This window comes from Pseudomonas sp. LAIL14HWK12:I1 (assembly GCF_003202095.1).
Lineage (GTDB): Bacteria > Pseudomonadota > Gammaproteobacteria > Pseudomonadales > Pseudomonadaceae > Aquipseudomonas > Aquipseudomonas monteilii.
On record NZ_QJKG01000005.1, the window covers coordinates 109,180 to 135,494 of the forward strand.

A 26,315-nucleotide genomic window follows, 5' to 3' on the forward strand; every position below is an offset into this window, starting at 1 on the left:
ATTGGCCTTGTGTTTTGCCTCTAGCGGCCTCTTCGTGGCTAAAGACGCTCCCACAGGTTCAGTGCTTACCTCAAGGCATGCGCAACTCCTGTGGGCGCGGCTTTAGCCGCGAAAGGGCCAGCACTGGCAATGCATCAATAGAGGTTAGGCTCCATCTCCAGCTCAACCCCGAACCGCTCCAGAATATCGGCCTGAATGCGTTGCGCCAGCGCATGCATCTGCGCCCCACTCGCCTGGCCGTAGTTGACCAGCACCAGCGACTGCAAGCGGTGAACACCGGCGTCACCCTCGCGATGCCCCTTCCAGCCCGCCTGCTCGATCAACCAGCCCGCCGCCAGCTTCACCTGGCCTTCGGCCTGAGGATAAGCCACGACGCCAGGGTAATGCGCACGAATACGCTCGACCTGTGCGGCCGACACCACCGGGTTTTTGAAGAAGCTCCCGGCATTACCCAGCTGCGCAGGGTCTGGCAGCTTCTCGCGGCGAATGCTGCAAATGGCATCACTGATCGCCTGGGCAGTCGGCTCGGTCGCGCCCTGCTCCGTCAGCCGCTGGCGCACCGGGCCGTAATCGAGGTGGGCCTGCAGGGTATGGCTCAAGGCGAAGCGCACACGCAAGATCAACCAGCGGCCAGGGTTGCGCTTGAACACGCTGTCGCGATAACCGAAAGCACAGTCCGCCAAACCAAACTCACGCAGCTCACCTGTCTCGCGGTCCAGCGCCGTCAGGCCGGCAAACACGTCCTTGATCTCTACCCCATAGGCGCCCACGTTCTGCATCGGCGCGGCGCCCACGGTGCCAGGGATCAGGCTGAGGTTTTCCAGCCCGCAATAACCCTGCGCCAGCGTCCACTGCACGAACGGGTGCCATGGCTCACCCGCCTCGGCCTCGACCACGATATGTTCGCCATCGTCGCTGAGCACACGGCGACCACGGCTGGCCATGTGCAGCACCAGCGCATCGATGTCACGGGTCAGCAGCAGGTTGCTGCCGCCGCCGATCACCAGTACCGGCAGGCCCTGCTGATGCGCCTGGCTCAGCGCCTGACGTACCTGCTGGTCATCCTGCGCCTGGCTGAAATAGCGGGCTTTCACGTCGATGCCGAAGGTGTTGTACGGCTTGAGCGATACCTGCTCCTGCCACTGCACTGTCATAGCCGCCCCTTGATTTCCAGCACCAGCGCCTGGCACGCCGACTCGACCAGGTCCAGCACCTGCTCGAAGCCGTCTGCGCCGCCGTAATACGGGTCTGGCACTTCATCCAGCGCAGCACCATAGCGGCGCAGGAACAAGTCAAGCTCGCCCACTGCGTTGTGCGGGCGCAGGGCGCGCAGGTCGCGCAGGTTGCTCTCGTCCATCGCCAGGACCAGGTCATATTCGGCGAAGTGCGCCGCCTTGACCTGCTGGGCACGCTGCTGCGAAAGGTCGTAACCACGCGCCAGCGCCGCCTTGCTGGTACGGCTGTCAGGCGCCTTGCCCACATGCCAGTCACCCGTGCCGGCAGACGCCACCTGCACCTTGTCGGCCAGTCCGGCGGCCTGCAATTGGTGGCGCAGTACGCCTTCGGCAGTGGGCGAACGGCAAATGTTGCCCAGGCACACGAACAAAACGCGCATCAGGCCTCCAGCAAGCGCCGTACGCGCTCCAGGTCTTCAGGGGTATCCACACCCACGGCGGGCGCCTCGATGGCGTCCTCGACATGAATGCGCACGCCATGCCACAGGGCACGCAGCTGCTCCAGCGCTTCGGTCTGTTCGAGCCAGCATGGCCCCCAGCCAACGAAGTCCTGAAGGAAGCCGACGCGGTAGGCGTACATGCCAATATGGCGGCGATACGGCACGCCCTGCGCCAGCACACTGCGGTCCTTGGCAAAGGCATCGCGAGCCCAGGGCAGCGGTGCACGGCTGAAGGTCAGGGCCAGGCCGTTCTTGTCACTGACCACCTTGACCGCGTTGGGGTTGAACACGGTTTCCGGCTCATGGATCGGCTCGGCCAGGGTGGCGATGCCAGCCTCAGGATGCGCCGCCAGGTTGGCGGCCACCTGGTCAATGATGACCGGCGGAATCAGTGGCTCGTCGCCCTGCACGTTGACCACGATGGCGTTAGCCGGCAGGCCCAACTGAGCGGCCACTTCGGCCAGGCGATCGGTGCCCGACTTGTGGTCGGCGCGGGTCATCAGCACTTCGGCACCGAAGGCCTGGCACGCTTCCAGGATGCTGGTGTCGTCGGTGGCGATGACCACGCGGCTGGCAGCGCTTTTACGCGCCTGCTCCCACACATGCTGCACCATCGGCTTGCCGGCAATCGCCAGCAGCGGCTTGCCCGGCAGGCGCGTGGAGCGCAGCCGGGCGGGAATCACTACCGTGAAGTCCAGGCTCATTTGTCCAGACGCTCGTCGTCGGTCAGGGTGCGCGCCTCGCTTTCCAGCATGACCGGGATGCCGTCGCGGATCGGGTAGGCCAGGCCGGCGCCCTTGCTGATCAGCTCGGTCTTGTCGGCGCTGAGCTTGAGCGGGCCCTTGGTGATCGGGCAGGCCAGGATATCGAGCAGTTTGGTGTCCATTGGAGGCTTCCTTTAGGCCAGGTGGCCGGAAATTGAAAACGGGCTCAGGGCTTGCGCAGCAGGCGCTGCAGCTGGCTGTCGAACCAGGCGCTGAACGCCGGTGTGGGCTGCGCCTCGACGGCCAGGTACCACCAGTCGTCAGCGGCGAAGGCCCGGCATTTCACCGCATCCTTCTCGGTCATGACCAACGGCAGCGGAGGGCTGAACGCCAGGCTCTGGGCGCTGAACTGCGCATGGTCGGCAAAGGAGTGCGGCACCGGCTGCCAGTTTAGCCCCAGCAGGGTATTGAAGAAACGTTGCGGGTTACCGATACCGGCTACCGCGTGCAGACGCTGGCCGGCGGGGAAGTGATCAAGCGCCCGGCGTTCGCCACTGCGCAGATTGACCAGCGCAGACGGTTGCAGGCAAAAGCCAAAACCCTCGGCGCGGTCTGTGCTGGCACCATTGAACAGCACTGCGTCGGCGTCGTTCAGGCGTTCTGCGGGCTCGCGCAAGGGGCCGGCCGGCAGGCAACGGCGATTGCCCAGGCCCCGTGCGGCATCAATCAGTACCAGTTCCAGATCACGGGCAAGGCGGTAGTGCTGCATGCCGTCGTCGCACAGGATCAGGTCGAGTGGTTCACTGGCCAACAGCGCCTGCACGGCACGGGAGCGGTCGGGGTCGATCATCAGCGGCACGCCAGTGCGCTGCACGATCAGCAGCGGCTCATCACCGGCCTGCCCGGCAGCTTGATCGGCCTGCACGCGCCAAGGCAACTGCGGCGGCTTGGCGCCGTAGCCACGGCTGACCACACCCACCTTCAGCCCCTGCTGGCGGCAGTGTTCGATCAGCCAGAGAATCATCGGCGTCTTGCCGGTGCCACCGACGGTGATGTTGCCCACCACGATGACCGGCACCGGCGCCCGGTAGCTGGCACTTTCACCGCTGAGAAAACGCGCCCGTTTACGTGTGACCACGCGGCGGTACAGCGCCTCCAGCGGGCGCAGCACGGCCAGCGCAGGGTGCCCATTGTACCAGGCGGCGAGCAAACGGTCGGCGAAAGAAATCAAGGCGTGCCCTGAGCCGCCTCGACGGTGGTCATGCGCAACTGGCTGAAACCGAGCTTGCCGGCGGCATCCATTGCAGTGACCACAGCCTGATGCGGAGTCTTGCCGTCGGCGCTGATGGCCAGCGGCAGCTTGTTGTCGCCGCCCGACTCACGCTCGATGGCTTCGCTCAAGGTGGCCAGGTCGCTCTTGGGCAACAAGTGGTTGTTCACCGAATACACGCCTTCGGCACTGATGGTGATTTCCACCAGCTTGCCCTGGTCGGCAGGCGCCTGCTCGGCGCTGGCGGCCTCGGGCAGCTCGACACGCAGCTGGGTCTCGCGGGTGAAGGTGGTAGTTACCACGAAGAACAGCAGCAGGACGAACACCACGTCGATAAGCGACGCCAGGTTGATGTCGACGTTCTCCCGCTGGCGATTGCGCCGGAACTTCACGCCTTGCCTCCGGCCACTTCCACTTCGCGGTCGCCCTGGATCACTTCCACCAGCTTGATCGCTTCCTGCTCCATGCCCACCACCAGCTCATCGATGCGGCGCAGCAGGAAACGGTGGAAGAATACGGCCGGGATACCGACCATCAGGCCTGCTGCGGTGGTCACCAGGGCCTTGGAGATCCCCCCGGCCAGTACGGCGGCGTTGGCGGTCATCTGCGAGCCCATGAAGGCACTGAAGATGTCGATCATGCCCAGCACAGTGCCCAGCAGGCCCAGCAGCGGGGCCATGGCGGCAATGGTGCCGAGGGTGCTGATGTAGCGCTCCAGCTCGTGGATGACGCGCGAGGCGGCTTCCTCGATGCACTCTTTCATGATTTCGCGGCCATGGCGCGAGTTGGCCAGGCCTGCGGCAAGGATTTCGCCCAGCGGCGAATCGGCACGCAGGGCCTTGAGCTTGTCACTGGTCAGTTGCTTGTCCTTGATCCACATCCACACCTGGCCCAGCAGGTGCGGCGGGGTGACGCGACTGGCGCGCAGGGTCCACAGGCGCTCGACGACGATAGCCATGGCAGCGATGGAACTCAGAATGATCGGCAGCATCATCCAACCACCGGACTTGACCAATTCCCACACAGTAAACGCCCCTTCGGAAAAAGGCCGCCACTCTACCATAGGCGCGGCGAGGGCTCATCTGCCGGAGGTCAGGGAATTGGGGTTGGGGCTGACAGGCGCTGAACATGTATCGGCGTAGACCTGGCCCCCCTAGTCCAGTTGAGCCCGCCAAAACCGCCGCTGCCCCCGAACACCTTCAACCTCCCCCTGCCGCCCCACCACCAACCGCAACGCTCCCTCCACCGCCGTATCATGTATCGCCACCCCATACCGCCGATAGCGCTCGAGCACCTGCACATGCGGGTGCCCAAAGCTGTTGTTGCGCCCACGCGAAATCAGCACCCCGCGCGGCGCCGTGGCACGGATGAAAGCCTCGCTGGACGAGCTGCGGCTGCCATGGTGCGGCGACTGCAACCAGTCGATTCCCGGCGCCTCTGTGGCCGCCAGCCAGGCCCGTTCGGCCCCAGCCTCCATATCCCCCGCCAGCAGCAATCGCTCGCCCTGTGCCTCGACCATCAGCACACAAGAGCGGTCATTGCTGCTCTGTGCGTCGGCCCAACGCCATAGCGAAAACCGCACGCCATCCCAGTCCCATCGCTCGCCGCTGACACAAGGTTGCAACGGAACATCGCCCAGCGCTTCCCCACCGATAATCCGCCGCACCGGCAGACCTCGCTGGATAGCGGCAGCACCGCCCGCATGATCAGCATGGGCGTGGCTGACCAGCATCACGTCAAGGGCCGCCACGCCCAGCTTGCGCAGGGTCGGCAGCACCACCCGTTCGCCCAGGTCACTGTCACCCTTGGCCGGCCCGGCATCGTAAAGCAGGTTGTGATGGCGGGTGCGCAACAGCACTGCCAGCCCTTGGCCGACGTCCAGTTGCCAGACTTCGACCTGCCCAAGCGGCACCGGCTCCCTCGGCACCCACAGGGCCAACAGCATCACGCCCCCCAACCCACGCAACGGCACGCCCCGAGGCAGCAGCAGCAACAGCGCCCCCAGGCAAACCAGCAACCAGGCCCACACTGGCAATGCTGGCGGCATCCAGGCCGGGCGCTGTTGCGCCACCAACGCCAACCCCCGGAACAACAGGTCCAGCAGCCCGCCCGCCAGCCATAACAACGCCTCCCCTACCCCGGGCAATGGCAGCAGTACCGTGCCCAGCAGCGCCAACGGCAACACCGCCAGGCTGATCCACGGCACCGCTACCAGATTGGCCAACGGCGCACTCAAGCTCACCGGCAGGCCAGTGGCCAACAACACTGGCAGCAAACCGATGGCGATTACCCATTGCGCCCGCGTCCAGGCTCGCCAGGGCCGCCAGCCCCCTAGCCGGGCACTGAAGCAATAGAGAAGCGTGGCGACTGCGGAAAACGACAGCCAGAACCCCGGCAACAATGCCGCCAGCGGTTCGACCAGCAACACCACGACCAGCGCCAGCAACAGCGGCAACAGTGCACCGAGGTGGCGAAAACGCAGACGCCAGAGCAACACCACGGCCAGCATCAGGCAGGCGCGCTGCACTGGCACGCCCGCACCGGCCAGCCAACCGTACGCCAGCGCAGCGGCCATGGCCAGGCCACACGCCCAAGGCAGCCACGGCAGCCGTACAGGCCACAGCCCCCAACGCGCCAGCCCGGCGACCAGGCCATACAGCAAACCGGCCACCAGGCCGATGTGCTGGCCAGAAATCACCAGCAGGTGCACCGTGCCAGTGGCCTGCAACGTCTGCCAGTCCTCCCGGGCCAGGCCCGCCCCATCGCCCAGCACCAGCGCCACCAACGCCGCCGTTCGGCCATTGGCCTCGACTGCGAGCAAGCGCTGACGCAGCGCATCGCGCCAACCACCGGTTACTGGCGCCAGCAGCTGCCCTGCCTTGACCGTGCCCGTGGCACCCACCCGCCGCGCCAGCAGTTGCGCCTCGCGGTCCGGCCCATGCGGGTTCAACAGCCCGGCCGGGCGCTGCAAGGTCACGGCCAGCCGCCACTGCTCGCCCGCCCGCAGAGGCGGCCCACCGAACCAGCTCAGTTGCAGGCGCTGCGGCAGCTCGGCCCGCCGCGAGCGTGCAGCGTCCAGCTCGAAGCGCACGCCTTGTGCCGTTCGGGCCGGCAAGCCGACCACCCGCCCTTCCAGCCACAAGGTGCGGCCATCCAGGCCGGCAGCCAGGCGATCATCAAGGGCCAGCTGAGCAGACCCGCAAGCCCAACACAAACCCAGCAGAAAACAACCCAACGGCCACACGCGGGTGAACAGGCTGGCGACAGCGCAGGCAGCCAGCGCGATCAACCATCCGACCGATGGCAGTACGGGGAGAAAGCCCAGGCACAACAGCCCGAGCGCGAGCGCAAACATCCCTGTGCGCATGAGGTAGAGCTCCAGAAAGCAAATCACCCTCTGAGGCATAGCCCAATTGCCGGAAACCCTTGCTCAACAATTGTCACAAACTCTAAACGAGGCTGAATCCGAATCAGGGCATACTGCCCGGATCAACGCTCCGGGAGCCTACATGCCGCGCCGACTTTTCAAACGCTACATGCCGGACCCGACCAGCATTCGGGAACACAAGTCCTTACGCTTTTTCGGCAAACTGCTGCACGACCCGAACCTTTGGCACCTGAACCGCCATTCGGTGGCACGGGCCATGGGTGTAGGCCTGTTCGCAGCGTTGATCCCGATGCCGGCGCAAATGCTGCTGGCCGCCGCGCTGGCCATTCCGGTGCGCGGCAACCTGCCGATCGCCGTCAGCCTGGTGTGGCTGACCAACCCGCTGACCATGCCGCCGGTGTTCTTCGTTACTTACATGACCGGCGCCTGGCTGATGCAGGTGCCGCCGCGCACCCTGCCCGACGAGCTGACCTTCCAGTGGATCACCGACCAGCTGTCGACGCTGTGGCAACCCTTCCTGCTCGGCTCGGTGGTGTGCGGCGTGGTGCTGGGCATCGCCGGCTACTTCGCCACCATGCTGTACTGGCGCTGGTGGGTGGGCCGGCAATGGCGCCGTCGCCAATGCCGGTGCAAGGCCTCAGGCCCGCATGCCGCGGCCGCTGACCAGCAAGCGAACGCACACCCCATAGAGCACTGCGGTGGCGACCAGCATGAAGGTGATCGCCGTGCCAATGCTGATATCCGACACCCCTAGGATGCCGTAGCGGAACGAGTTGACCATGTGCAGCACCGGGTTGGCCAGCGACACGGTCTGCCAGAACGGCGGCAGCAGGTTGATCGAGTAGAACACCCCGCCCAGATAAGTCAGCGGCGTCAGCACAAAGGTCGGGATGATCGAGATATCGTCGAAATTGCGCGCAAACACTGCGTTGACGAAGCCCAGCAGCGAAAAGATGGTAGCCGTCAGCAACACCACGACCACGGTCACACCCAGGTGATGCACCTGCAGGTCGGTGAAGAACATCGACAGGATGGTCACGATCACCCCCACCGCCAGCCCGCGCAGCACGCCACCCAGCACATAACCCACGAGGATGGTGTGCGGCGATACCGGCGACACCATCAGCTCTTCGATCGAGCGCTGGAACTTGCTGCCGAAGAAGCTCGACACCACGTTGCCGTAGGAGTTGGTGATCACCGACATCATGATCAGCCCCGGCACGATGTACTGCATGTAGGTGAAGCCGCCCATATCACCGATCTGCCGACCGATCAGGTTGCCGAAGATGACGAAGTACAAGACCATGGTGATCGCCGGGGGCAGCAACGTTTGCGGCCAGATGCGCAGGAAACGCCGCACTTCGCGGTAGACGATGGTGTTCAGGGCGACCCAGTTGGTGCGCAGTTCCACACTCATACGGCCACCTTCGACAGGTTTTTTTCCACCAGGGACACGAACAGCTCCTCAAGCCGGTTGGTTTTGTTGCGCAGACTTTGCACCTCGATGTTCTGCAGCGCCAGCTGGCCGAACAGTGCGGTGATGCCAATGTCCTTTTCCACTTGCACCTCAAGGGTGTGCGGGGTCAGCAGCCGGCACGGGTAGCCTTGCAGCACCGGCGCGCTGGCCAGGTCCTGCTTGAGGTCGAGCACGAAGGTTTCGACATGCAGCTTGCCCAGCAACTGGCGCATGCTGGTGTTCTCGACGATGGTGCCGTGGTCGATGATGCCGATGTTACGGCACAGCTGCTCAGCCTCTTCCAGGTAGTGGGTGGTGAGGATGATGGTGATGCCCTTCTGGTTCAGCTCGGTGAGGAAGCTCCACATCGAGCGGCGCAGCTCGATGTCCACACCTGCAGTCGGCTCGTCGAGGATCAGCAGGCGCGGCTCGTGGATCAACGCGCGGGCGATCATCAAACGGCGCTTCATGCCACCCGACAACGAACGCGACTGCACATCCCGCTTGTCCCACAGGCCCAGCTGGGTCAGGTACTGCTCGGCGCGCTCCTTGGCCACCTTGGGTGGGATACCGTAGTAGCCAGCCTGGGTCACGACGATGTCGAAGGTTTTCTCGAACTGGTTGAAGTTGAATTCCTGCGGCACCACGCCCAGGCAGCGCTTGAGCGCCGAGGGCTCACGGTCCAGGTCATGGCCGAACACATTGACCGTGCCGCTGGTTTTGTTCACCAGGGTGGACAGGATGCCGATGGTGGTGGATTTGCCGGCGCCGTTAGGGCCGAGCAAGGCGAAGAAGTCGCCTTCGGCAACATCGAGGTCGATGCCTTTGAGGGCCTGAAAGCCGTTGCCGTAGGTCTTGGTGAGCTGTCGGATGGACAGGGCGGAACTCATAGCGGGTCACTTACCGAAGAAAAAGGTGCAGGACACGCCAGGCAAAGTCACTGGCGCAGTGAGTGCGGCCATGGTGCAAGGCCAGGCCGCACAAGTACAGTCACATCTATTGATAATGACTATCGAAGCAGGGTCAGGTGAGCGCGGTCATCACCGCGGCCTGATAGGCCGGGCGCTGTTTCAGGCGCTCATACCAGGCTTCCAGGTGGTACATGGCCGGGCGCTCGATGGGCATTTCGAACCAGGCATAGATGAAGCTGCCCAGTGGGATGTCGCCCATGCCGATCTGGTCACCGGACAGGTAAGGCTGTTGGGCCAGGGTTTCGTCGGCGATGGCCAGCAGCTGGGCGCATTGCTTGTGCGCGGCGTTGATCGCCACCCAGTCGCGCTGGTCTTCCGGGGTGCGCAGCAGGCCCCAGAACAACGGGCGGAACGGTGTGGCGAAGGATGAGGTGGTCCAGTCCATCCACTTGTCGGCCAGGGCACGTTGGCGCGGGTCTTCGAGGTACCAGCCCTGCTCGGCGCCGTATTCGGCGCACAGGTAGCGGACGATGGTGTTGGACTCCCACAGGGTCAGGTCGCCATCTTCCAGCATGGGCACCAGGCCGTTGGGGTTGCGGGCGCGGTAGTGCGGCTCGTTGACCACGCCGAAGGCGCCGCCGGCGTCGATGGATTCGAAGTCCAGACCCAGCTCGTGGGCGATCCACAGCGCCTTGCGCACATTGCTTGAATTCTTGCGGCCCCAGATCTTCAGCATGGCAACGTCCTTATGAAATGCGGTGGTGGTGCAGTCTACTCCAGACCTTCGCCGCCTGTACTGCCAAACAAATGCACTGAAACTCCCGCTGCCACACCCTGTCACTGTTCTGAACCTGCCGTTTACAGCGTTGCGTCTAAGCTGTCTGGGACGGCTCAAGCCCCCTGGTTCCAAGGAGGACCGATTATGTTGCTGTTGTGGTTGGTAGTGCTGGTGATTGGCGCGGCGTACCTCACGCACCGGCGCCTGGCGCCCTTGCAGATTCTCGGCATCATGGCGGCCTATGTGCTGCTGATGGGCATTTTCAGCAGTGCGCCCGGCTGGCTGCTGGCTGTGATCTGGATCGTACTGGCCTTGAAGATCGCCCTGGTTGCGCTCCCGGAGTGGCGTCGTAAGGTGTTCACCGGCCCGGTGTTCAGCTGGTTCCAGCGCACCCTGCCGCCCATGTCGCAAACCGAGCGCGAAGCGATCGATGCCGGCACGGTGTGGTGGGACGGCGAACTGTTCAGCGGGCGCCCCGACTGGCGCACCTTGCTGGCCTACCCGGCACCGAAGCTGACCGAAGAAGAACAGGCCTTCATCGACGGCCCGACAGAAGAACTGTGCGCCATGGTCAGCGACTGGCAGATCGGCCAGGACCTGGACCTTCCGCCTGAAGCCTGGGATCACATCAAGCAGCATGGCTTCTTCGCGCTGATCATCCCCAAGGAATACGGCGGCAAAGGCTTTTCCGCCTACGCGCACTCGCAGGTGGCGATGAAACTGGCCACACGCAGTGGCGACCTGGCTTCCACGGTGATGGTGCCCAACTCTTTGGGCCCGGCCGAACTGCTGCTTCACTACGGCACCGATGAACAACGCAACCACTACCTGCCACGCCTGGCCCGCGGCGACGAGATCCCCTGCTTCGCCCTGACGGGCCCGCTGGCCGGCTCCGATGCCGGCGCCATGCCCGACACCGGCATCATCTGCAAGGGCCAGTGGAATGGCGAAGAAGTGCTGGGCCTGCGCCTGAACTGGGAAAAGCGCTACATCACCCTGGGCCCGGTCGCGACCTTGCTGGGCCTGGCCTTCAAGGCCCATGACCCGGACCACCTGTTGGGTGACGAGGAAGAGCTGGGCATCAGCCTGGCATTGATCCCCACCGATACGCCCGGAGTCGAAATCGGCAAACGCCACCTGCCGTTGGGCGCCGCCTTCATGAACGGCCCCAACAGCGGCAAGGACGTGTTCGTACCGCTGGACTTCCTCATCGGCGGCCAGGCCATGCTCGGCAAAGGCTGGATGATGCTGATGAACTGCCTGTCGGTGGGCCGTTCCATTTCACTGCCCGCCGTGGGTACCGGCGCTGCCAAGTACACCAGCCTGGTCACCGGCCAGTACGCCAACATCCGCGAGCAATTCAACGTGCCGCTGGCAGCCTTCGAAGGTATACAGGAATCACTGGCACGCATCGGCGGCAATGCCTGGCTAATGGATAGCGCCCGCCTGTTGACGGCCAAAGCTGTGGACTTGGGCGAAAAGCCTTCGGTGTTGTCGGCGATTCTCAAGTACCACCTCACTGAACGTGGGCGCGAATGTATCCAGCACGCCATGGACGTGCACGGCGGCAAGGGCATCATCATGGGGCCCAACAACTACCTGGGTCGCAACTGGCAAGGGGCGCCGATCTTCATCACGGTCGAGGGCGCGAACATTCTCTCGCGCAACTTGATGATCTTCGGCCAAGGCGCCATCCGCTGCCATCCGTTCGTGCTGAAAGAAATGGCTTTGGCTGGCCGTGATGACCGGGAGCAGGCACTGAAAGAATTCGACGACCTGCTGATGAAACACATCATGTTCGCGGCCGGTAACGCCGCCAGCACGCTGGTGTTCAACCTGGGCCTTGGGCGCTTCGAGCCAGTACCCGGGGATGCCTTGAGCCAGGGTTACTTCCGTGCCCTCAATCGTCAGGCCGCTGCCTTCGCCCTGCTCGCCGACCTGTCGATGATGCTGCTGGGCGGCGCGCTCAAGCGCCGCGAACGCCTGAGTGCGCGGCTGGGCGATGTATTGAGCTACCTGTACCTGTCCAGTGCCGCGCTAAAGCGCTACCACGACCTCGGCTCACCCGAGCACATGCAACCCCTGCTGCGCTGGGCCCTGGAAGAAAGCCTGGGCCAGGCGGAAAAGGCGCTGGACCGGCTGCTCGATAACTTCCCCAACCGGTTCGTCGGTTGCGCACTGCGCGTGCTGGTGTTCCCCTTTGGCCGTCGCCATACCGGGCCGAGCGATGAACTGGATGCCGAGGTGGCAGCACTGATCGGCCGCAGCAAGGGCGACCCGGCGCTGGAGGAGTTGCTTGCCGGATGCTTTAGACCACAAGCCGAGGGCGACCCGGTAGCAGCACTGCAGCGGGCCTGCGATCTTCTGGACGAAGCTGCGCCACTGCACAAAGTGCTGCATCAGGCGATTAAGGAGGGCAACGCTTATCCTGCTCCCGGGCAGTCAGCCATCGATGCCGCCGTCGCGAGCGGGGCACTGCAAGCTGAGGAGGGGTACCGGTTGCACGCGGCGGAACAGGCACGACGGACGGTGATCGATGTGGATGCATTCGACAAAGAAATGCTGAGGCTGACACAGGGTAGAATCCGCTAAACATCAATTGACTTGGCGCCAATCGGGCCCTGTGCCCGCTTGGCGTCAGCGCTCGCACGCCTGCTTCAGTCATTGAAGAATTTAACGGCTTGGGTCGCTGAATATAGAGGGACAGGAATGACCGTGACCGCCCAGTACAACAATCGGCTACTGCCCAGATCGCGCCCTGCAATGACGCTTACGGTCGAAGGGGCCGAGTTTCCCGGGGTGAAAACCCCGGCGTTGGAAACCGAACCGCCGCCATGGAGGGTAGACCACTCCGTTTCACCAGCAGGCACGGGCATATCCTTGCCTTCGTCCACATCGTAGTACCACAACTGGAGGGTCAAACTACCGTTAACAACAGAGTATTTAATATAGTGCGTTTGCCTGGCGTATAACGTGACAAATGTAGAAAGGGCAGAATTACCATTCACCGTTACTTTGATGACATCGAACACTGCTCGTTCCCTGACCGTCTCCACCTGCGCTGGCTTCTCCAACGTCTTCCGAACATCTTCGTATATTACAGATGGCGCCTGGGAAGGCGGCGGCACATAATAGCAAGCGCTATCGCTTTTCTCCAGCGCTCCATGCTGATCGCCAACAAATACTATCGTGGCGTTTTTCAAATCGGATATTTCCATCAGCTCTTTTTCAAACCCCGCGCCGACTATGCACATCAACGGGCTTACTGATAACGGATCGCCCGCAACGCCTATATCAGCATCTTCCATGGCAGCGCTGCGCTTACGCTTGTATCCAACTTTAAAGAATACTGTTGCCGGTAGATCCTGGGATGGGTCTACCAGGGCCGTTCCTTCCGGCACCATCAAGGACGCCATCCACTCACTGTCAAGGGGGCGCTGCGGAATCGGGATTTCCGGAAAGGCCGTAGCAAAGACGGCAGCAACAAACTCATGAGAGGAGCCCCATGTAAGGTCAGTGGACAACATGTCACTGCCCCTCTCCAACTCTGCGGTTGAGGGCGACACAAGGTCATAAACTATACCCTCCAAGTCTGCAGCGGGCACTAATGCCACATCTTGCAGCCAGGGGTTTTCCGGAGCTGCAAGCAAGTGATAAAGCACTACCTTTTTTTGCTCATTATAGTGCTCGGCCAATAGCCGCTGTTCGCTATCGTTTCCGCTGTAGGTATAGTCCACTGCACCATTCCACACCAGACTCACCGCTCTACCTGCCAGTGTCGAGTAGACGATTCTAAAGCGCTCATCGGAAGCTGCAAAAGCGATGCTGATTATCAATGTCCTGTGACCGGGTAGTTCCATTCTCCGAACATAGCTCATCCAGGGGGCGCTCGCGCCCGCGTCTGTAGTGAGCGTGACTTCCATTTCTCTCAGCGCCCGCTGCTCCAGGTCAAGGAACAAGGTAGCGCCAGAGCTTCTGTATGCCAACTTAGGCAGCCCCATCTGTAACTGTTTGAATTTCTTGGTGCCGGGGCCGGTTTGCCTGCCCAGATTGATCATTTCCCCTGGGGCATCGGACAATGCAGGGTAACGATCATGCCAAAGCGTATTGAGCGTGCGCGTCCCAATATCCATTACCCCAAGATAGTTTGGTGATTGCGATTCAGTACTCATTGCGTGTCTCCTCTGTAATCCCTATCAGATTCCCGATGCCAGCATGACCGGCATTGCCCGCCTCGAATACTGGCAAAAATGTCAGGTCAGCCCCCGCGACTGCTCGATGGATCACAACGCGGTACAATGGCGGCATTGCCTCATGCCTAAGGACACATCCGTGACAAACGCCTTCCAAAACTATCACCTGCAACTGCTCGAGCACGTGCGCAGCATCCTCGTAGCCCTTGAAAACGCCGAGCAGGTGCCTGAAGAAAGCCATGCGCTGTTTTTGGAGCGCTTCGATGAACTGCTTGCCCTGCTGCCCTTAGAACCGTTACAGAGCCAGTACCTTGGCCAAGACCTGATGTGCCAGGTTATCCAGCGTTACCCCCAGTTCGCTCATCTGGTGCCTCGTGATCTGCTCTGGTTCTTTGGCGGTGACTGCCTGCACTTCATGCCTGACTCAGAGCTTGATCTGTATCAGCAACTGGAGGAGCTTCGCTACGAAGCAGAGCAGCGCGGAGCACCGTTCGACTGGAACGTGGAAAAACAGCAACTGCTCGCCTCGCGGCAGGCTGAGTGATCCTGGGAGTGGCAGCCCCGTAAAATCGAATTCCACCCTGCCCTATAGCGAATTGACCTACAGATTTGGTTTCCGCATCGCAGTTAGTCTCTTCTCCGCGATCAGCCGGCGCTCCCCATGGCCTCGGCTGAAGCGCACAAAACTAACAACTAACCTTCAATCTGGAGCGCTCAATGAAACGTATTTTTGCACTGCTGGCTTTCGGCCTTGGCTGCAGCTCAGCCATGGCCAACACGGGTATCATCAACTTCGAAGGTACTGTAAGTGCCGGCGGCACTTGCCAGATCGACGTCGTCACGCCTGGCGGCCCTGGCCTGCCGAAAGTCTATTTGGGCGACTTCAGAACTTCAGACTTCACAGCAGTCGGGCAAAAAACCCGGCTCGAAAAGTTTGCCCTTCGCGTAGACCCTGCGAAGTGCCCCGTCACCGCTGGCGACGTTGCAGCAGTCACATACAGTGCCAACTATGGTGCTGACCCATCCGGCAAACTGTATCAACTGCAGAGTGGCATCGGTTATGCTTCCGGTATGGCCTTGGCGATCTTTGACAAGAGCAACGCTCAGCTCGCCCCTGATGCAGAGTCGGTAGAATATGCACTGAGCGACACTCAAGTTACCGATATGAACTTTACCGCCCAGTTGCACACAACTGCAGCGTCGGTAACTGAAGGGCACATTGCCACCAGCGTCAACTTCCTGGTCGATATTCGATAACTCGCCATGGCACAAGCGCAGCCTGCTGCGCTTGCTCTCTTACTCATTCATGACTTGCCTCAATGCCTAATTCACTCATTTTCCGTTTACTTCTACTCACTGGCCTGTCAAGCGGCATGATTGCCTCAGCCCAAGCAGCGCTTACCATCAGCACTACACGCATCATTCAAGCAAGTGACAAGCAAAGCAGTTCAATCATCGTTGCCAATCCCAGCACTCAAACCTTTGCCGCACAGAGTTGGGTCAACACCGAAGCTGACGACAATATTACCGCCGTTCCACTCATTGCCACCCCCGCGCTATTCCGCCTTGCGCCGGGCAGTGAGCAGACTGTTCAGATCAATCAAATCCCGAATAATCTGCCCAAGGACAAGGAATCCTTGTTTTACTTCAATGTACAGGAAATTCCGCAAACCGATGGTGACCCGTCAAACACACTGACCATTGCCCTGCGCACCCGAATCAAACTACTTTACCGCCCCGCCGAACTGCAAGAACCCCTTGAGGACGGCCTGAAAAAACTGCAATGGTCCTTACAGCGACTTGACGGCAAAACTCAACTGGTTGTGCATAATCCCTCACCCTATCATTACACCTTCAGGCAGGCGCACCTGGAAAACGGCAGCACACGCAAGCGCATTGAAGCCCATAAAATGGTTGCCCCAGGTGGCACTCAGGCATACCCCGTAGAAACGTTTGCAATAACCCCCAAAATGCACGTGACTTTCACAACCATCAACGACTTTGGGGGCACCACTGCCGAAATGAGAGCTCCTGTTTCCGGCCCATGATAACCACGTCAAGACTGCAACTGAGGTCTCATTTCAGGGAATTTTACCCAACTGTACCCCTGATTGAAACTTACATTGACATGTACCGTGAACGGGTTATTAAGCAACAGTGTTGACAGGTACGACTTCAGCACCACCACATCGTTACGTGCGCCAATGCCGTTTTCAACATCGTCCGCCTCAATCGCATAGTTTTTCAAAACTTGGTGCGGCTCCGCCTCTTGGCCATTGCTCAGGGTCCCGGTCACCCAGATATCGACCCATTGCCCTTCCGCCATGAACTTCCAGGTTCCCAATGTCACCCGGTTACGCTCATCCGCATCGGACAACTTGAATATCCCGTTCCTCACGCCAGCCAGTTGAACGACCGGTAGGCCCCGGCTCAACGAACCAACAGTAAGGCCTACTGGCGGCGAAGGGTAATCGTGACGCTTGTCGCCCGAGACGACATAGTTGACCTGGATGGTCGTTGCGCCCTGTGCAGCCACCTTGTCTTCAGGAATTTCGAATTGACGCGAACGTCCCTGGTATTCGGTAGAGGTCGAGTAATACCCTGGGTCTCCGGGCTGGCCCCATTCCACCCGTAATGTTTCATCGGGGTAAACAACTGCTTCAGCCGGTACCTTTATGAGAAGGGGGGGAGCCAGATCATTGAGTGCCAGATGCAGGTTTTCCTGATCCCCCGTGGTTTGCTCGATGCTCAACAATGGCAGCGCTCGCAAGCCAGCCGACACACTCAGTTTAAGAGGCCTGGGGAACACACTGATATTGCCGGCTCGATCCTTGATGGCATAGTACACATAGCGGTCTCCGTCTCCTCGTTCAAGCACCAATGCGCCAGGGAAATCGATGTAGACCGGCCTGATAGTGTCTTCAAATGTCAGTTCATGTTCACCAGCCTCCATTTCCGCAAAGGGCTCGGTATCCCAATAATAGATAACCGTGTCACCTGCTTTGGGCGTGATATATCCAGGCACCTGGGTTCGCAGGCGTTGATCGTGGTTCCTCAGGTAGCGCTCCGTAAGCCCGTCACGTTCGATTTCTTCCGGGTCTTCAACGACCGTCAGAAGGCCCTGGCCTGCGCCCAAAACAGGCGCCTGCAAGTCGATCAATACCTCCAGCGTCTTGGAAAGGCTCGTGTCAAGGTTGGCATTGGTTACTTCGTAACGCAGCACATGGGGGCCGTCAGTCAGCTTGTCCTTGGGAACACTCAGGATCAGATCCCCAGGCTGCACAGGGGCCTCCCAGGACCCTTGATCCACTTCTACCTCATCCCAGAGCAATTTCAGCAGTTCCGGCCTGCCAGGGCGTGGATCACTGACCGGCCACATGGGTACGATCACCTCCAGATCCTTCTCGGTAGCGCTGATGGGGAGCAGGTTGATGTCGCCACCCGGGATGTCGTCAAGCAAGTCAGTCACCGTGACAGCCTCTAGTAGCTCCTTGAACAACAGCTTCGACCACGGCTTTAGTAACCACTTTAACAACTTGTTCAGTAACGACTCATTGTCTGACATTTGGCTCATTTAGTGACTCCCACTAAAAAGGAGGCCCTAGGGCCTCCTGATGAGTACTTACCAGCTATACCGCACGCCAAGGTTCACACCCCAGGGCTGGTCGATATGTTCGCCGCGGCTGTGATCGATATCGGCATGCAGCTGCAGGCTTTGCGCTACGGTAACAGCCACACCGGCGCCCACCTCCAGGCGGGAGCCTGAGAGATCGTTGGAGAAGCGGTTTTCGTTGACCTTTACATCATTGTTGTTGATGAACTCGTGAGCGTAGGCAGCACGCAGGTAGGGTTGAACAATGCCACCCGCTGACATCTCGAAGTTGCGCCCGACTGTCGCACCAGCCTTGCCCAGCACGGACCGGACAGCGTCGCCTTGGGCCTGCAGGTCATTGTCCAGGTGATAGTCTTTTCCTTGAATATAAGCGGTGGACCACTGGGTAAAAGGCTCAACGAAATACCCTTGATCGAGCTCGATGTGACGACCGAACTCGGCCGATACACCAACACCGTTGTTGCCGTAGTGGCCTTTGGTTTGTGCGCCGTCGCTCAAGGCAACCGTGGAATCGTTGTCAAAGCGGTTCAACTTCACTACGCCGTCGAAGTAGTACCCGCTGACGCGGTCAAGCCAGGTGGTGTACATCCCGAGGTAGTAGCTGTCCACCTCACCACTGGTGCCGCCCTCCAGGTTCAGGTCCGAACGGCTGTAACCAGCCAATACACCCAGTAACCATTGACCATCACCAACCGGCAGCGGCGCATCTGCACCGAGGGAAAACCCGTGTTGGGTTTGTTTGTAAGCAACACCGGAACTTGCGGCAACATCAAACTTGTTGCCATAGGTCCGAACCCAGCCACCGGCCTTGCCATCATCCAGACGCAACTCGCCCATGCGGCTGCGCAAAGAGGTCAACTCGCCGTACCATACGGTTGGCGCAGTATTGAACAGCGCCAATACCGAGCGGGTGCCAGGGCTGATGATCTTGCTCGAACCGTCGAGGAACCAGTCGTCACCACGCTGTACCAATTCGTAGGAAAACGCCCCCAGATCCACAGGCCCGTTAACCAACGAGAACGAAGCATCACCCCCGCCCGTATGCACCACCTGAAGCTGGTTTTCTGCTTGCGGCTCTGCACCACTGCTGCCGATCAGCAAGCTATGGCTGCCCGTGGCTGTGCCAGTGATATCAAGGAAATCGGTCTCCCCGGTGGCGAAGTTGGCATCCATTTCAAACGTGCCTTCACCTGACAGGTTGTCCAGCGTCAACCGATGGTATGCATCGGGCTGGCCAAACTGCACGGTCCCGCCAGCGAGCACCAGATCGCCGACCTTGGCGTCGTCGACCATCGTCCAGCGTGACTGATCGCCAATAGACAGTTTGCCGACATTTTCCAACTGGCCCGTGAGCGTAGCTTGCCGATCCAGTGATATGGCTGCACTGGACCCCTCCTCCACTTTTACGTTGCCCACTAGGTTGGCGTTCACTACAGACAGGTCGGCACTCGACTGGTTGCGCACTTCGAGGAGGTTGCCATTGCTAGCGCTAAGCTGTGCGCCATTGCTGACCGTGATTTTGGCTGTGGCACCCCCTTCGGTCTCCCCATCCACCAGTATGGCCGAACCGTCTTTCCCGACGACTTGCGAACCATCCAGATCGATACGGGCCTCGCCGGCACGGCCATCGGTATTTACCAAAATACCTTCCTGTGCGCCGACGATCGTGCTGCCCTGCGCCTGGAGCCAGCCATTGAGCATGCGCACGCCGGCACTGCCCTGCCCTGTGCCCTGTACCGTACTGCCATTGAGGTGCAGTTCTGAGTCACTGGCAATGAGCGCACCACCCTTCCTGCCGCTGATGTTACTGCCCGTAACCCACGCCTGCGAGCCGACGCCATTACTGCGGCCCAAGACAACACCACGCTCATCGCTGGTGATGGTACTGCCATTGATGTCAGCGCGCGCGCTCCCCTCCATCAACACACCGTCCCTGGCCGATGTCACCGTGCTACCGTTGAGTTCCAGCGCCCCACTTTCACGCAGGAAGATCTGGTCCGTGCTGGCGCCGTTGCCCGTCAGCTTTGCACCGCCCTGAACCTGATAACTATCAGGCAAATTACTGCCATCGATGACCGTGTCACGGTCGACGATGACCTGCGCCACCGCCACATCCCCTACATACAAGCTTAACGGCAGCGCCGCCATGCAACACACCAGCCCATTGCGAACTTTAAATTTCTTGAAGTTACTTTTCATTTCCAAAATCTCATGCAGATCTAGAAGCAGGCACGTTAATGAGTGAATGAAACACATGAGTCGGTGCCGATCGCGATCAAGCTACAGGAAATAAATCAAGCCACTATAGGAAAAGCCTTACAACCTAGCGCGAATAGCCCTACGCTGCGCGACATCCTTTTCGCGCAGCATAAGTTAATTCAGATGCCACCACCTTCAGGATTACAAACACCAGAGGGTGGCATAAAGGAAAGCTCCACCTTGGCTTCAATCGAAGGAATGTCTCCCTTGGCCGTCTTTAGTGTATATTGCACATTTGCGCGAGAACTATTGAACCTTGGGTCCGGGTTCCCTTCATGTGTGGGAAGCACATTGGTCTCGTAGGGGATCCGCCAGGTAAAGCCCGTGATCGGATGCTCACTATCTATAGCGATCGGAATGTCTAATGTGACAGCGTCAATTTCATCGAAACCTAAATCATCACTCTCGCCTCTGTATACCCACCACTTTGCTTGAATCTGCGCAAATGGAGAGAACTGATAATACTCGGTGAGGTCCGGAATCAACACCTCGACAGCGGGCCCGTCAGCATGATCGTTACTGCGTTGTATCGAAGTACAAGTAACCCTGCCATTTACCAGATGTTCGAATGTTGCGGCAACAGGTGTAATAGTGATTGCATCAACGGAGACAGGCGTAACTTTCGAGCGCACAGGGTTATGCACGCCTGGGCGTGAAGCCAAATAATCGACAAGTATAGCCGGGCCATTGCCACCCTTTTCGATAACAGCCCAAGGCACCTCTACCGATACCGTGTCACCTGGGCTGTCGGTGCCTGACACGGTGTAAGTCGCCGCTGGCTCACCTGCCCAATAGAATTCAAGTTCATCATCTTCCTCGGCGAAGCTGTAGAGCTCAATTTCCAGATCGGCAATTAAACCCGCATCATCAGCATTCAATTCATTATCGTCACTCGTGCCTCCCCTGCCCTTGACTACAACTTCTTTTAAACCGGGATGAATGGGCAGTGGCCATTCTGGATCGGGGCCACCTGGGTCCATGGTTTCGAAGTCTACGTTAATATCAGTATCAGCGCCGCCCACCGGATGGGTACCACGCATCAGGACATAGCTGACAGTGGTGGGCAGGGGCCCCTTGTTATTACCGTAAGCGCGCAGCAATACCTCATCGGATACTTTTACCGGGATATTCTCTTTAGTAGCAGACCCAACCGTTTCAGCCGGTAACGCTATGCCACCCCAAGTCACCACCACAGTATCGGTGGCTTTCATATGTTCCTGCCAAGGAACCCATACTTCCACACCCAAATGAGCGTCAGCCTGGTCAATCAAAAAACCGTCAGCCGCTGTGGCCAACGGCACCAGAGGGTCATCAAAGGTAGCAGGCAGTTCGCCCAACGCTACAGGAATACTGGTCCAGACAGACAACGCACTGATGTTGAGGGCCTTGTCGACCAGCAGGTAGAGGGCATACACCCCGCCATCCCCAACGGCGCGGATTTTATCTTCAGGAATCGATAGCTCCTGATCGGCACCTGTCGTAGGTAGCGCCACGATCGGTGGATCAAGGTCTTCAACCTTGTCTGGAAGGCGACTCATCCAGTACACCAAGACCTGATCGCCTTCTGCCCAGCTGGAATAGGCGGGTAGTTTCAACTTGGCACCCACTTTCAACGATTCATCGGTCACAACCGGGATATCAGGGAACTTGGGCGGCGCCGCATGCGAATAGGGCGGGTTTCGGTCGAAAATAAGCGTCAGGGGCCCCGACCAGGAAGCATCCCCATTGATATTCATGACCCAACTTCTGAAATGGTGGGTGCCGTCCACTCGCAGCGCGTCTTGATCTTTAGGGATTACTACGGGATATGGATCAGGCGTACCGGGTTCGCGAAAATCGCCAACCTTTTCGTAAACCGTCGTCCACGTGGCACCATCCCTGGAGTGTTCAATGCGAAGCGTGTCTTCACGTGTCCTCACCCAGAGTGGCACGCTCAATACAAAGGGCAATGCAGGGTCAGCGGGACCGCCGCTTTCTTCAATTGTAAATTTTCTGTAGACCAATCCACTGGGTGGATCGGCCAGCATACTCCCATCAATTACCAAGTCTTCCATACCCGAATGAATTCGGGGATCAAGATGGGGCTTATGGTCTGCAAGCGAACGCAGGTATGCCTTACGCACGCGTTCGGAAGCACTGTACGCCTTGGAGTCACTCATGATGCGCCTCTGGTTTATCAGGTTGACGGGTAGCTGCGCTGCTGAAAGCATTCAAAGCCATCCCGGCATTCTGCACAACTAGCACTATTACCAGGTGACAAACTCATGAGTTTCCAGCCATGAAAAAAGGGCCGCAATGCGGCCCTGTTTTAAAGGTACTCTACCAGGATGACTTAAGGCTGCTCTTGAGAGACCAATCGATCCAGCGGGTCATATCCATAGGCAAAGCCATTGACACTTTCCAGGCGCCCCAAGGCGTCATAGGCTAGTTGACGCCCCTGTTCATCAACCACCATATTTCCGTCATCGTCATACTCCAGCGGCACCTCGATAGGTTGCTCGGACATGCCCCTGACCGTGAAACCAGTGAGTTGTGCAGGATCGGCAAGATTCGCGAAATGGTAGACAACGTCTACTTCGCCTTGAGCATGTGCGGTGAGCACACGTGTGATATTATCGATCGCATCGAACCTGAACGTCTGCCGACGTATACGGTTACCATAAGGATCCACAGGCATATATTCATCGATTCCACTGCATGTATACTCGACCAAACGGCCCCGCTCATCGTAATCGAACACTTCCCTGCGCAGCAGCTCTTTCCCCCGACGCAACACCTTGCCGATAATTCGATCCGCCTTGTCATATCGCTGACTCAAGGTTTGCTTCGCATCCCCAAAATCGAATGTACGCGAGATTTCTCTATCAAAATCGTCAAATTTCAATTGGGTGCCAAGCCGCCGAGCTGGCTCGCCCGGCGTATTGTCAATCGTCTCGAAGAAATCGTTGCGCCCCAGGTCATCGTATTCAAAGTTACTGTGCAGTGTGCCAAGGCTCGTCGATTTCAAGCGAGCAGCCCCGTCGTAGCTGTAGGATTGCTCAGCACCCAGCACATCTATGTAAGACAGCATCTTACCCTGCAGGCTATGCACGTACTTCATTTCGTAAGGCTTGCCACCGTCAAATGAACATGTCTCTGATTTCAGCTCACCCGTGCTGAAATAGTCACGTGTCATGGCAACCCCGTGCTCTGAACACGACAGCAAGCGTGCATTCTGTGGGTCATAATCAAAATGCCCTGTAATGCCCGCGTCGACCTGCTTGCGCTCAACAGCCTCTTCACCCAACTGCGGCACGTATTTATATTCGATACGCTTTTTCTTGGGCGTAATCACCGCCTTGGGCTTACGCTGGCCTGGCTCATACTCCAGGCTTCGCAGACGGCCACCCGTTGTCGACTCGACCAGACGATCCAGCCCGTCGAACCGCTGCAAGCCCAGCACGCTCGGTTCGCTACCGCCCCGCCGAGTGACTTGAATCAGTTCCGGCAGGTCTCCAGTACTGTGCAAAGCATAGTCGCGATGAACCAGCGCACGGTCGGCAAGCGTGTGATCTACCAACCGATTGAACGCATCGTAGCTAAACCACGTTTCATTCTGCTCGGCATCTTTTTCCCTGACTGAACGCCCAAGGCCATCGTAGAAGTACTGATGAACGCTGTAAGGCTTTCTGCTTGCTGTCAAACGCTCGACTCTGACTGGTTTTTCGAACAGATTCATGAACGTGATGGTTTGGCCGCTGCCAAGCACTGCGTTCTCGGACTCACTCCATGTACGCCGCACCGGCCCCAGCCGTTCCGGTGTGCCGATGGGGTCGACCCGGTCATGATGCACAACCTTATCAGGGCCCACCGTTTTACAGCGCTGCCCCCAGTTGTCATAACTGAAAGTGGTCTTCAACGGTACATCTTCGTCCCTGTGCCAGTCGAACTCAACTTCCTCGATCAAATCGCCCAGCCCGTCATACATGGCCTTGTAGGTTGGACGATAGTTCGGCTCCTGGCCTTTTTGCACAAAATCACGATCGATGCGCTTGGCCTCGACAACCCGGTTAAGGCCATCGACAGTACTCAAGGTTGAAACCCCTTTGACGTCTATCTGCTCTTGAGTGGCCTTGCCACCCGAGCTGGAAACCAACGCGTAATGATAATGGCGCGATGCGGTGTAAGCCGTTCCCGGTGCGACGGTTTCGCGTATCACTCTGCGCAACAGATCATATTCGTATTCGATCTCTACATCGTTGTCATCACGGTTGAGCAACGGCTCGCCAATCAGCAACGAATGCTGCAAGGTAATTTCCTTGCGGGCATGGTGTTTGGCCCCATGGTCGAAACCGGTGATGACTTGTTGGGTTACCAGAACCGGATGAGTCGTCGGTTTTTCGGGGGTATCCGAGTAGCTATAGTCGATCGTCGTCTGCCGCCCATTCCTTGTCGTTATCTCTTGCTCCAGCCGACCGTGGGTGAGGGGGTCGATTGGCTCATCGTTGACATAAGTGCGTTCGATTTCCTGCAGCACCGTCTGCGAACCATCGCCATGCAATTGGTACTTGTCCTCATTTCGGTTAACCAGCCAACCCGGCCCGTCAACCATTACAGAGGGATGCAGCGCGTAGCGATAATGTGTGCGAAGCGTTTGTGCGCCAGCTTCGTAACCTTCGGCAGGCCTTACGATTTCCTGTTCAAGATGGCGTACGAATTTCTCCGGGTCATCATCTTGGGGATAAAACGTGCGCTCGATGCGCAGACCGCTGGGCTGAACTTCCAGCGTCTGATTGGCAAAATCATCGTATTCGGTAGTCACCGTTTCGCTACGCGGATGCACAGGCGCTTCCGGGCAGTCGAACTCCCATGAGGTGGTCACCGTCTCCGGCATCTGGAAGTACTTGGGCTGGTCCACAAAATCGACGTTGCGCTCATGGTACTTCGTGTTGATACGCCGGGTGCAGGCTTGCTCAACCGTGATTTCCTCAATCATCAAGTGAAAGCGATTGTAAATTTTCTCCACCGTACGCACTGGCTCGCCATCGCGACGCGATGTGGCAGTGGCGCCATACTTGAATGCGCGGTCAGCCACCCGGTAGAGATTGTCTTCGCCATTATCCGCCCAACTGGTCAGCGAGCCATATCCCAGGAAATTGCTTGCAGAATACGTGTAGGTCGTTTCGATGTCTGCCTGCCCGGCGCCGGGCTTGATGACATGGCGATTCACGTAGGAGAGCGCCCGGCCCTTCTCTTCCGTGCTACCCGGGAAAAGATGCCCACGCTCTTGATACTCGATCAGTTCGGTAGCCCCAAGCGGCGTATCCAATTGCGTGATGCACAGTGACTCACCCTTTTGCGCATAATCGATGGTCCACCCCGCGCCGTTCGACGTAGGCAGTGTCACCCCTGTCAATCGATCGCCGGAAATCAGCAATGAATACAACGCGGAAGCGGCTGAGTTTGGCAAGAATGTGAGTTCCACCTTGCTATCACCCACATATTCGATTTTCAACAACGTACGGTCGGCATCGTCGACGATTGACTGCAGGCACCCTTTTTTTGTGGGGTGATAAGCCAGTGTGATGCCATGGCCCGAGAGGGCTTCTACACGTACAGGCAATGCCAGTCGCAGGTCCGATGGCTGCGGTTGCAGCCATTCGACGATGCCGGATTTATGGGCGATCCGGTAGCGATGGGTGTTGCCTTCACTCCTGTTTTCAAAGTGAAAGAGTTCAAGCTTGCGTTCGGGTACAGGAGCAGGCTCACCGGGGCCGTTATCGGAAATTTTGAAACTCTGCCCTGTATGCAGATCAAGTTTGTTGTCGTTCAGGTTGTACTGGCTGAGCTGAAGCGTCCAGCCTTTACCGAAGCCGCTATTGACGTTGTTCAGTGGGCTGAAGCTCAAGCGCAATGGCAGGTTCGGGCCAACCAAGGCATTACTCGGAAGCTCAGGCAGTTCGATACTGAGCGTGTATTGCCCTGTACGCTCATCAACGCCGCCCTGCACAAAGCTCATGAAATTGAATGCGTTGGAATGAATGAATGATTGTGTTGTCATTTTCGAATCTTCGCCATCAAAAAGTCGA

The 26,315-nt window shown here is 59.1% G+C and carries 20 protein-coding genes and 1 pseudogene; 5 read left to right on the forward strand and 16 right to left on the reverse strand.

The window, feature by feature from the left end:
- Positions 1-134 precede the first annotated feature (134 nt).
- From murB to D906_RS14540, 8 genes are all read right to left on the reverse strand, one after another.
- Positions 135-1,154, reverse strand: coding sequence for a UDP-N-acetylmuramate dehydrogenase (gene murB / locus D906_RS14505; RefSeq protein WP_027615865.1), 1,020 nt, complete (start codon positions 1,152-1,154; stop codon positions 135-137).
- Entirely contained in the window at positions 1,151-1,615 is a 465-nt protein-coding gene (locus D906_RS14510) for a low molecular weight protein-tyrosine-phosphatase (protein WP_016715130.1), read from the reverse strand. Before D906_RS14510 ends, murB begins: the two co-directional genes overlap by 4 nt.
- Positions 1,615-2,379 carry a 3-deoxy-manno-octulosonate cytidylyltransferase gene (kdsB, locus tag D906_RS14515; RefSeq protein ID WP_027615866.1) on the reverse strand — a complete coding sequence of 255 codons (765 nt, stop codon included), beginning with the start codon at positions 2,377-2,379 and terminating at the stop codon, positions 1,615-1,617. Before kdsB ends, D906_RS14510 begins: the two co-directional genes overlap by 1 nt.
- A complete protein-coding gene (locus tag D906_RS14520; protein ID WP_003247142.1) occupies positions 2,376-2,561 on the reverse strand; it encodes a Trm112 family protein in 186 nt (61 codons plus the stop codon). Before D906_RS14520 ends, kdsB begins: the two co-directional genes overlap by 4 nt.
- Before the next feature lie 44 nt (positions 2,562-2,605).
- Positions 2,606-3,607, reverse strand: a complete 1,002-nt coding sequence (lpxK, locus tag D906_RS14525; protein WP_027615867.1) for a tetraacyldisaccharide 4'-kinase — start codon at positions 3,605-3,607, stop codon at positions 2,606-2,608.
- A complete protein-coding gene (locus tag D906_RS14530; protein ID WP_012271149.1) occupies positions 3,607-4,041 on the reverse strand; it encodes a biopolymer transporter ExbD in 435 nt (144 codons plus the stop codon). Before D906_RS14530 ends, lpxK begins: the two co-directional genes overlap by 1 nt.
- Positions 4,038-4,673, reverse strand: coding sequence for a MotA/TolQ/ExbB proton channel family protein (locus D906_RS14535; protein ID WP_016391244.1), 636 nt, complete (start codon positions 4,671-4,673; stop codon positions 4,038-4,040). Before D906_RS14535 ends, D906_RS14530 begins: the two co-directional genes overlap by 4 nt.
- A 129-nt stretch (positions 4,674-4,802) precedes the next feature.
- Positions 4,803-7,016, reverse strand: a complete 2,214-nt coding sequence (locus D906_RS14540; RefSeq protein WP_027609507.1) for a DNA internalization-related competence protein ComEC/Rec2 — start codon at positions 7,014-7,016, stop codon at positions 4,803-4,805.
- A gap of 142 nt (positions 7,017-7,158) precedes the next feature.
- On the opposite strand from D906_RS14540, the pseudogene D906_RS14545 reads away from it, so the two are divergent.
- A pseudogene (locus tag D906_RS14545) lies at positions 7,159-7,665 on the forward strand (DUF2062 domain-containing protein); the annotation flags it as partial.
- Between the two features lie 9 nt (positions 7,666-7,674).
- Here D906_RS14545 and D906_RS14550 read toward each other — a convergent pair.
- From D906_RS14550 to D906_RS14560, 3 genes are all read right to left on the reverse strand, one after another.
- Entirely contained in the window at positions 7,675-8,454 is a 780-nt protein-coding gene (locus D906_RS14550) for an ABC transporter permease (RefSeq protein ID WP_019098550.1), read from the reverse strand.
- On the reverse strand, positions 8,451-9,383 hold the full coding sequence (locus D906_RS14555) for an ABC transporter ATP-binding protein (protein WP_016715124.1): 933 nt from the start codon (positions 9,381-9,383) through the stop codon (positions 8,451-8,453). The genes D906_RS14550 and D906_RS14555 overlap by 4 nt, the downstream gene beginning before the upstream one ends.
- A gap of 133 nt (positions 9,384-9,516) precedes the next feature.
- On the reverse strand, positions 9,517-10,140 hold the full coding sequence (locus D906_RS14560) for a glutathione S-transferase (RefSeq protein ID WP_019098551.1): 624 nt from the start codon (positions 10,138-10,140) through the stop codon (positions 9,517-9,519).
- Positions 10,141-10,326: 186 nt separating this feature from the next.
- Between D906_RS14560 and D906_RS14565 the strand changes: the two genes are divergently transcribed.
- Positions 10,327-12,774 carry an acyl-CoA dehydrogenase gene (locus tag D906_RS14565; RefSeq protein WP_027609505.1) on the forward strand — a complete coding sequence of 816 codons (2,448 nt, stop codon included), beginning with the start codon at positions 10,327-10,329 and terminating at the stop codon, positions 12,772-12,774.
- A 65-nt stretch (positions 12,775-12,839) separates the two neighbouring features.
- On the opposite strand, the gene D906_RS14570 is transcribed toward D906_RS14565, so the two are convergent.
- The gene (locus D906_RS14570) at positions 12,840-14,354 is read right to left on the reverse strand and encodes a hypothetical protein (RefSeq protein ID WP_141099586.1); all 1,515 of its coding nucleotides are present in this window, start codon (positions 14,352-14,354) and stop codon (positions 12,840-12,842) included.
- Positions 14,355-14,496: 142 nt separating this feature from the next.
- Here D906_RS14570 and D906_RS14575 point away from each other — a divergent pair, with 142 nt between their 5' ends.
- The 3 genes from D906_RS14575 (at position 14,497) to D906_RS14585 (ending at position 16,423) form a co-directional block, all read left to right on the forward strand.
- Positions 14,497-14,919 (forward strand): PA2817 family protein, encoded by a 423-nt coding sequence (locus D906_RS14575; protein ID WP_081741896.1) that lies wholly within the window; start codon positions 14,497-14,499, stop codon positions 14,917-14,919.
- A 173-nt stretch (positions 14,920-15,092) separates the two neighbouring features.
- Positions 15,093-15,632: a fimbrial protein gene (locus D906_RS14580; protein ID WP_019099422.1), complete on the forward strand. Its 540-nt coding sequence runs from the start codon at positions 15,093-15,095 to the stop codon at positions 15,630-15,632.
- Between the two features lie 62 nt (positions 15,633-15,694).
- Entirely contained in the window at positions 15,695-16,423 is a 729-nt protein-coding gene (locus D906_RS14585; protein ID WP_019099423.1) for a molecular chaperone, read from the forward strand.
- 8 nt (positions 16,424-16,431) lie between these two features.
- On the opposite strand, the gene D906_RS14590 is transcribed toward D906_RS14585, so the two are convergent.
- From D906_RS14590 to D906_RS14610, 4 genes are all read right to left on the reverse strand, one after another.
- Entirely contained in the window at positions 16,432-17,949 is a 1,518-nt protein-coding gene (locus D906_RS14590; protein ID WP_019099424.1) for a hypothetical protein, read from the reverse strand.
- Positions 17,950-17,997: 48 nt separating this feature from the next.
- Complete coding sequence (locus tag D906_RS14595; RefSeq protein WP_027615869.1) at positions 17,998-20,187, reverse strand: autotransporter outer membrane beta-barrel domain-containing protein; 2,190 nt, start codon at positions 20,185-20,187, stop codon at positions 17,998-18,000.
- Between the two features lie 179 nt (positions 20,188-20,366).
- A complete protein-coding gene (locus D906_RS14600) occupies positions 20,367-22,406 on the reverse strand; it encodes a hypothetical protein (RefSeq protein WP_141099587.1) in 2,040 nt (679 codons plus the stop codon).
- Between the two features lie 173 nt (positions 22,407-22,579).
- On the reverse strand, positions 22,580-26,287 hold the full coding sequence (locus D906_RS14610) for an RHS repeat domain-containing protein (RefSeq protein WP_027615870.1): 3,708 nt from the start codon (positions 26,285-26,287) through the stop codon (positions 22,580-22,582).
- Positions 26,288-26,315: the final 28 nt, after the last annotated feature.

What these genes read in the sequence shown, in the direction of transcription:
- D906_RS14600 (WP_141099587.1), bottom strand. Translation starts at nt 22,406, where the DNA reads ATGAGTGACTCCAAGGCGTACAGTGCTTCCGAACGCGTGCGTAAGGCA.
- D906_RS14590 (WP_019099424.1), bottom strand. Translation starts at nt 17,949, where the DNA reads ATGAGCCAAATGTCAGACAATGAGTCGTTACTGAACAAGTTGTTAAAG.
- D906_RS14575 (WP_081741896.1), top strand. Translation starts at nt 14,497, where the DNA reads ATGCCTAAGGACACATCCGTGACAAACGCCTTCCAAAACTATCACCTG.
- D906_RS14540 (WP_027609507.1), bottom strand. Translation starts at nt 7,016, where the DNA reads ATGCGCACAGGGATGTTTGCGCTCGCGCTCGGGCTGTTGTGCCTGGGC.
- D906_RS14520 (WP_003247142.1), bottom strand. Translation starts at nt 2,561, where the DNA reads ATGGACACCAAACTGCTCGATATCCTGGCCTGCCCGATCACCAAGGGC.
- D906_RS14555 (WP_016715124.1), bottom strand. Translation starts at nt 9,383, where the DNA reads ATGAGTTCCGCCCTGTCCATCCGACAGCTCACCAAGACCTACGGCAAC.
- D906_RS14595 (WP_027615869.1), bottom strand. Translation starts at nt 20,187, where the DNA reads ATGAAAAGTAACTTCAAGAAATTTAAAGTTCGCAATGGGCTGGTGTGT.
- D906_RS14560 (WP_019098551.1), bottom strand. Translation starts at nt 10,140, where the DNA reads ATGCTGAAGATCTGGGGCCGCAAGAATTCAAGCAATGTGCGCAAGGCG.
- D906_RS14580 (WP_019099422.1), top strand. Translation starts at nt 15,093, where the DNA reads ATGAAACGTATTTTTGCACTGCTGGCTTTCGGCCTTGGCTGCAGCTCA.
- D906_RS14510 (WP_016715130.1), bottom strand. Translation starts at nt 1,615, where the DNA reads ATGCGCGTTTTGTTCGTGTGCCTGGGCAACATTTGCCGTTCGCCCACT.
- kdsB (WP_027615866.1), bottom strand. Translation starts at nt 2,379, where the DNA reads ATGAGCCTGGACTTCACGGTAGTGATTCCCGCCCGGCTGCGCTCCACG.
- D906_RS14610 (WP_027615870.1), bottom strand. Translation starts at nt 26,287, where the DNA reads ATGACAACACAATCATTCATTCATTCCAACGCATTCAATTTCATGAGC.
- D906_RS14570 (WP_141099586.1), bottom strand. Translation starts at nt 14,354, where the DNA reads ATGAGTACTGAATCGCAATCACCAAACTATCTTGGGGTAATGGATATT.
- D906_RS14565 (WP_027609505.1), top strand. Translation starts at nt 10,327, where the DNA reads ATGTTGCTGTTGTGGTTGGTAGTGCTGGTGATTGGCGCGGCGTACCTC.
- D906_RS14550 (WP_019098550.1), bottom strand. Translation starts at nt 8,454, where the DNA reads ATGAGTGTGGAACTGCGCACCAACTGGGTCGCCCTGAACACCATCGTC.
- D906_RS14585 (WP_019099423.1), top strand. Translation starts at nt 15,695, where the DNA reads ATGCCTAATTCACTCATTTTCCGTTTACTTCTACTCACTGGCCTGTCA.
- murB (WP_027615865.1), bottom strand. Translation starts at nt 1,154, where the DNA reads ATGACAGTGCAGTGGCAGGAGCAGGTATCGCTCAAGCCGTACAACACC.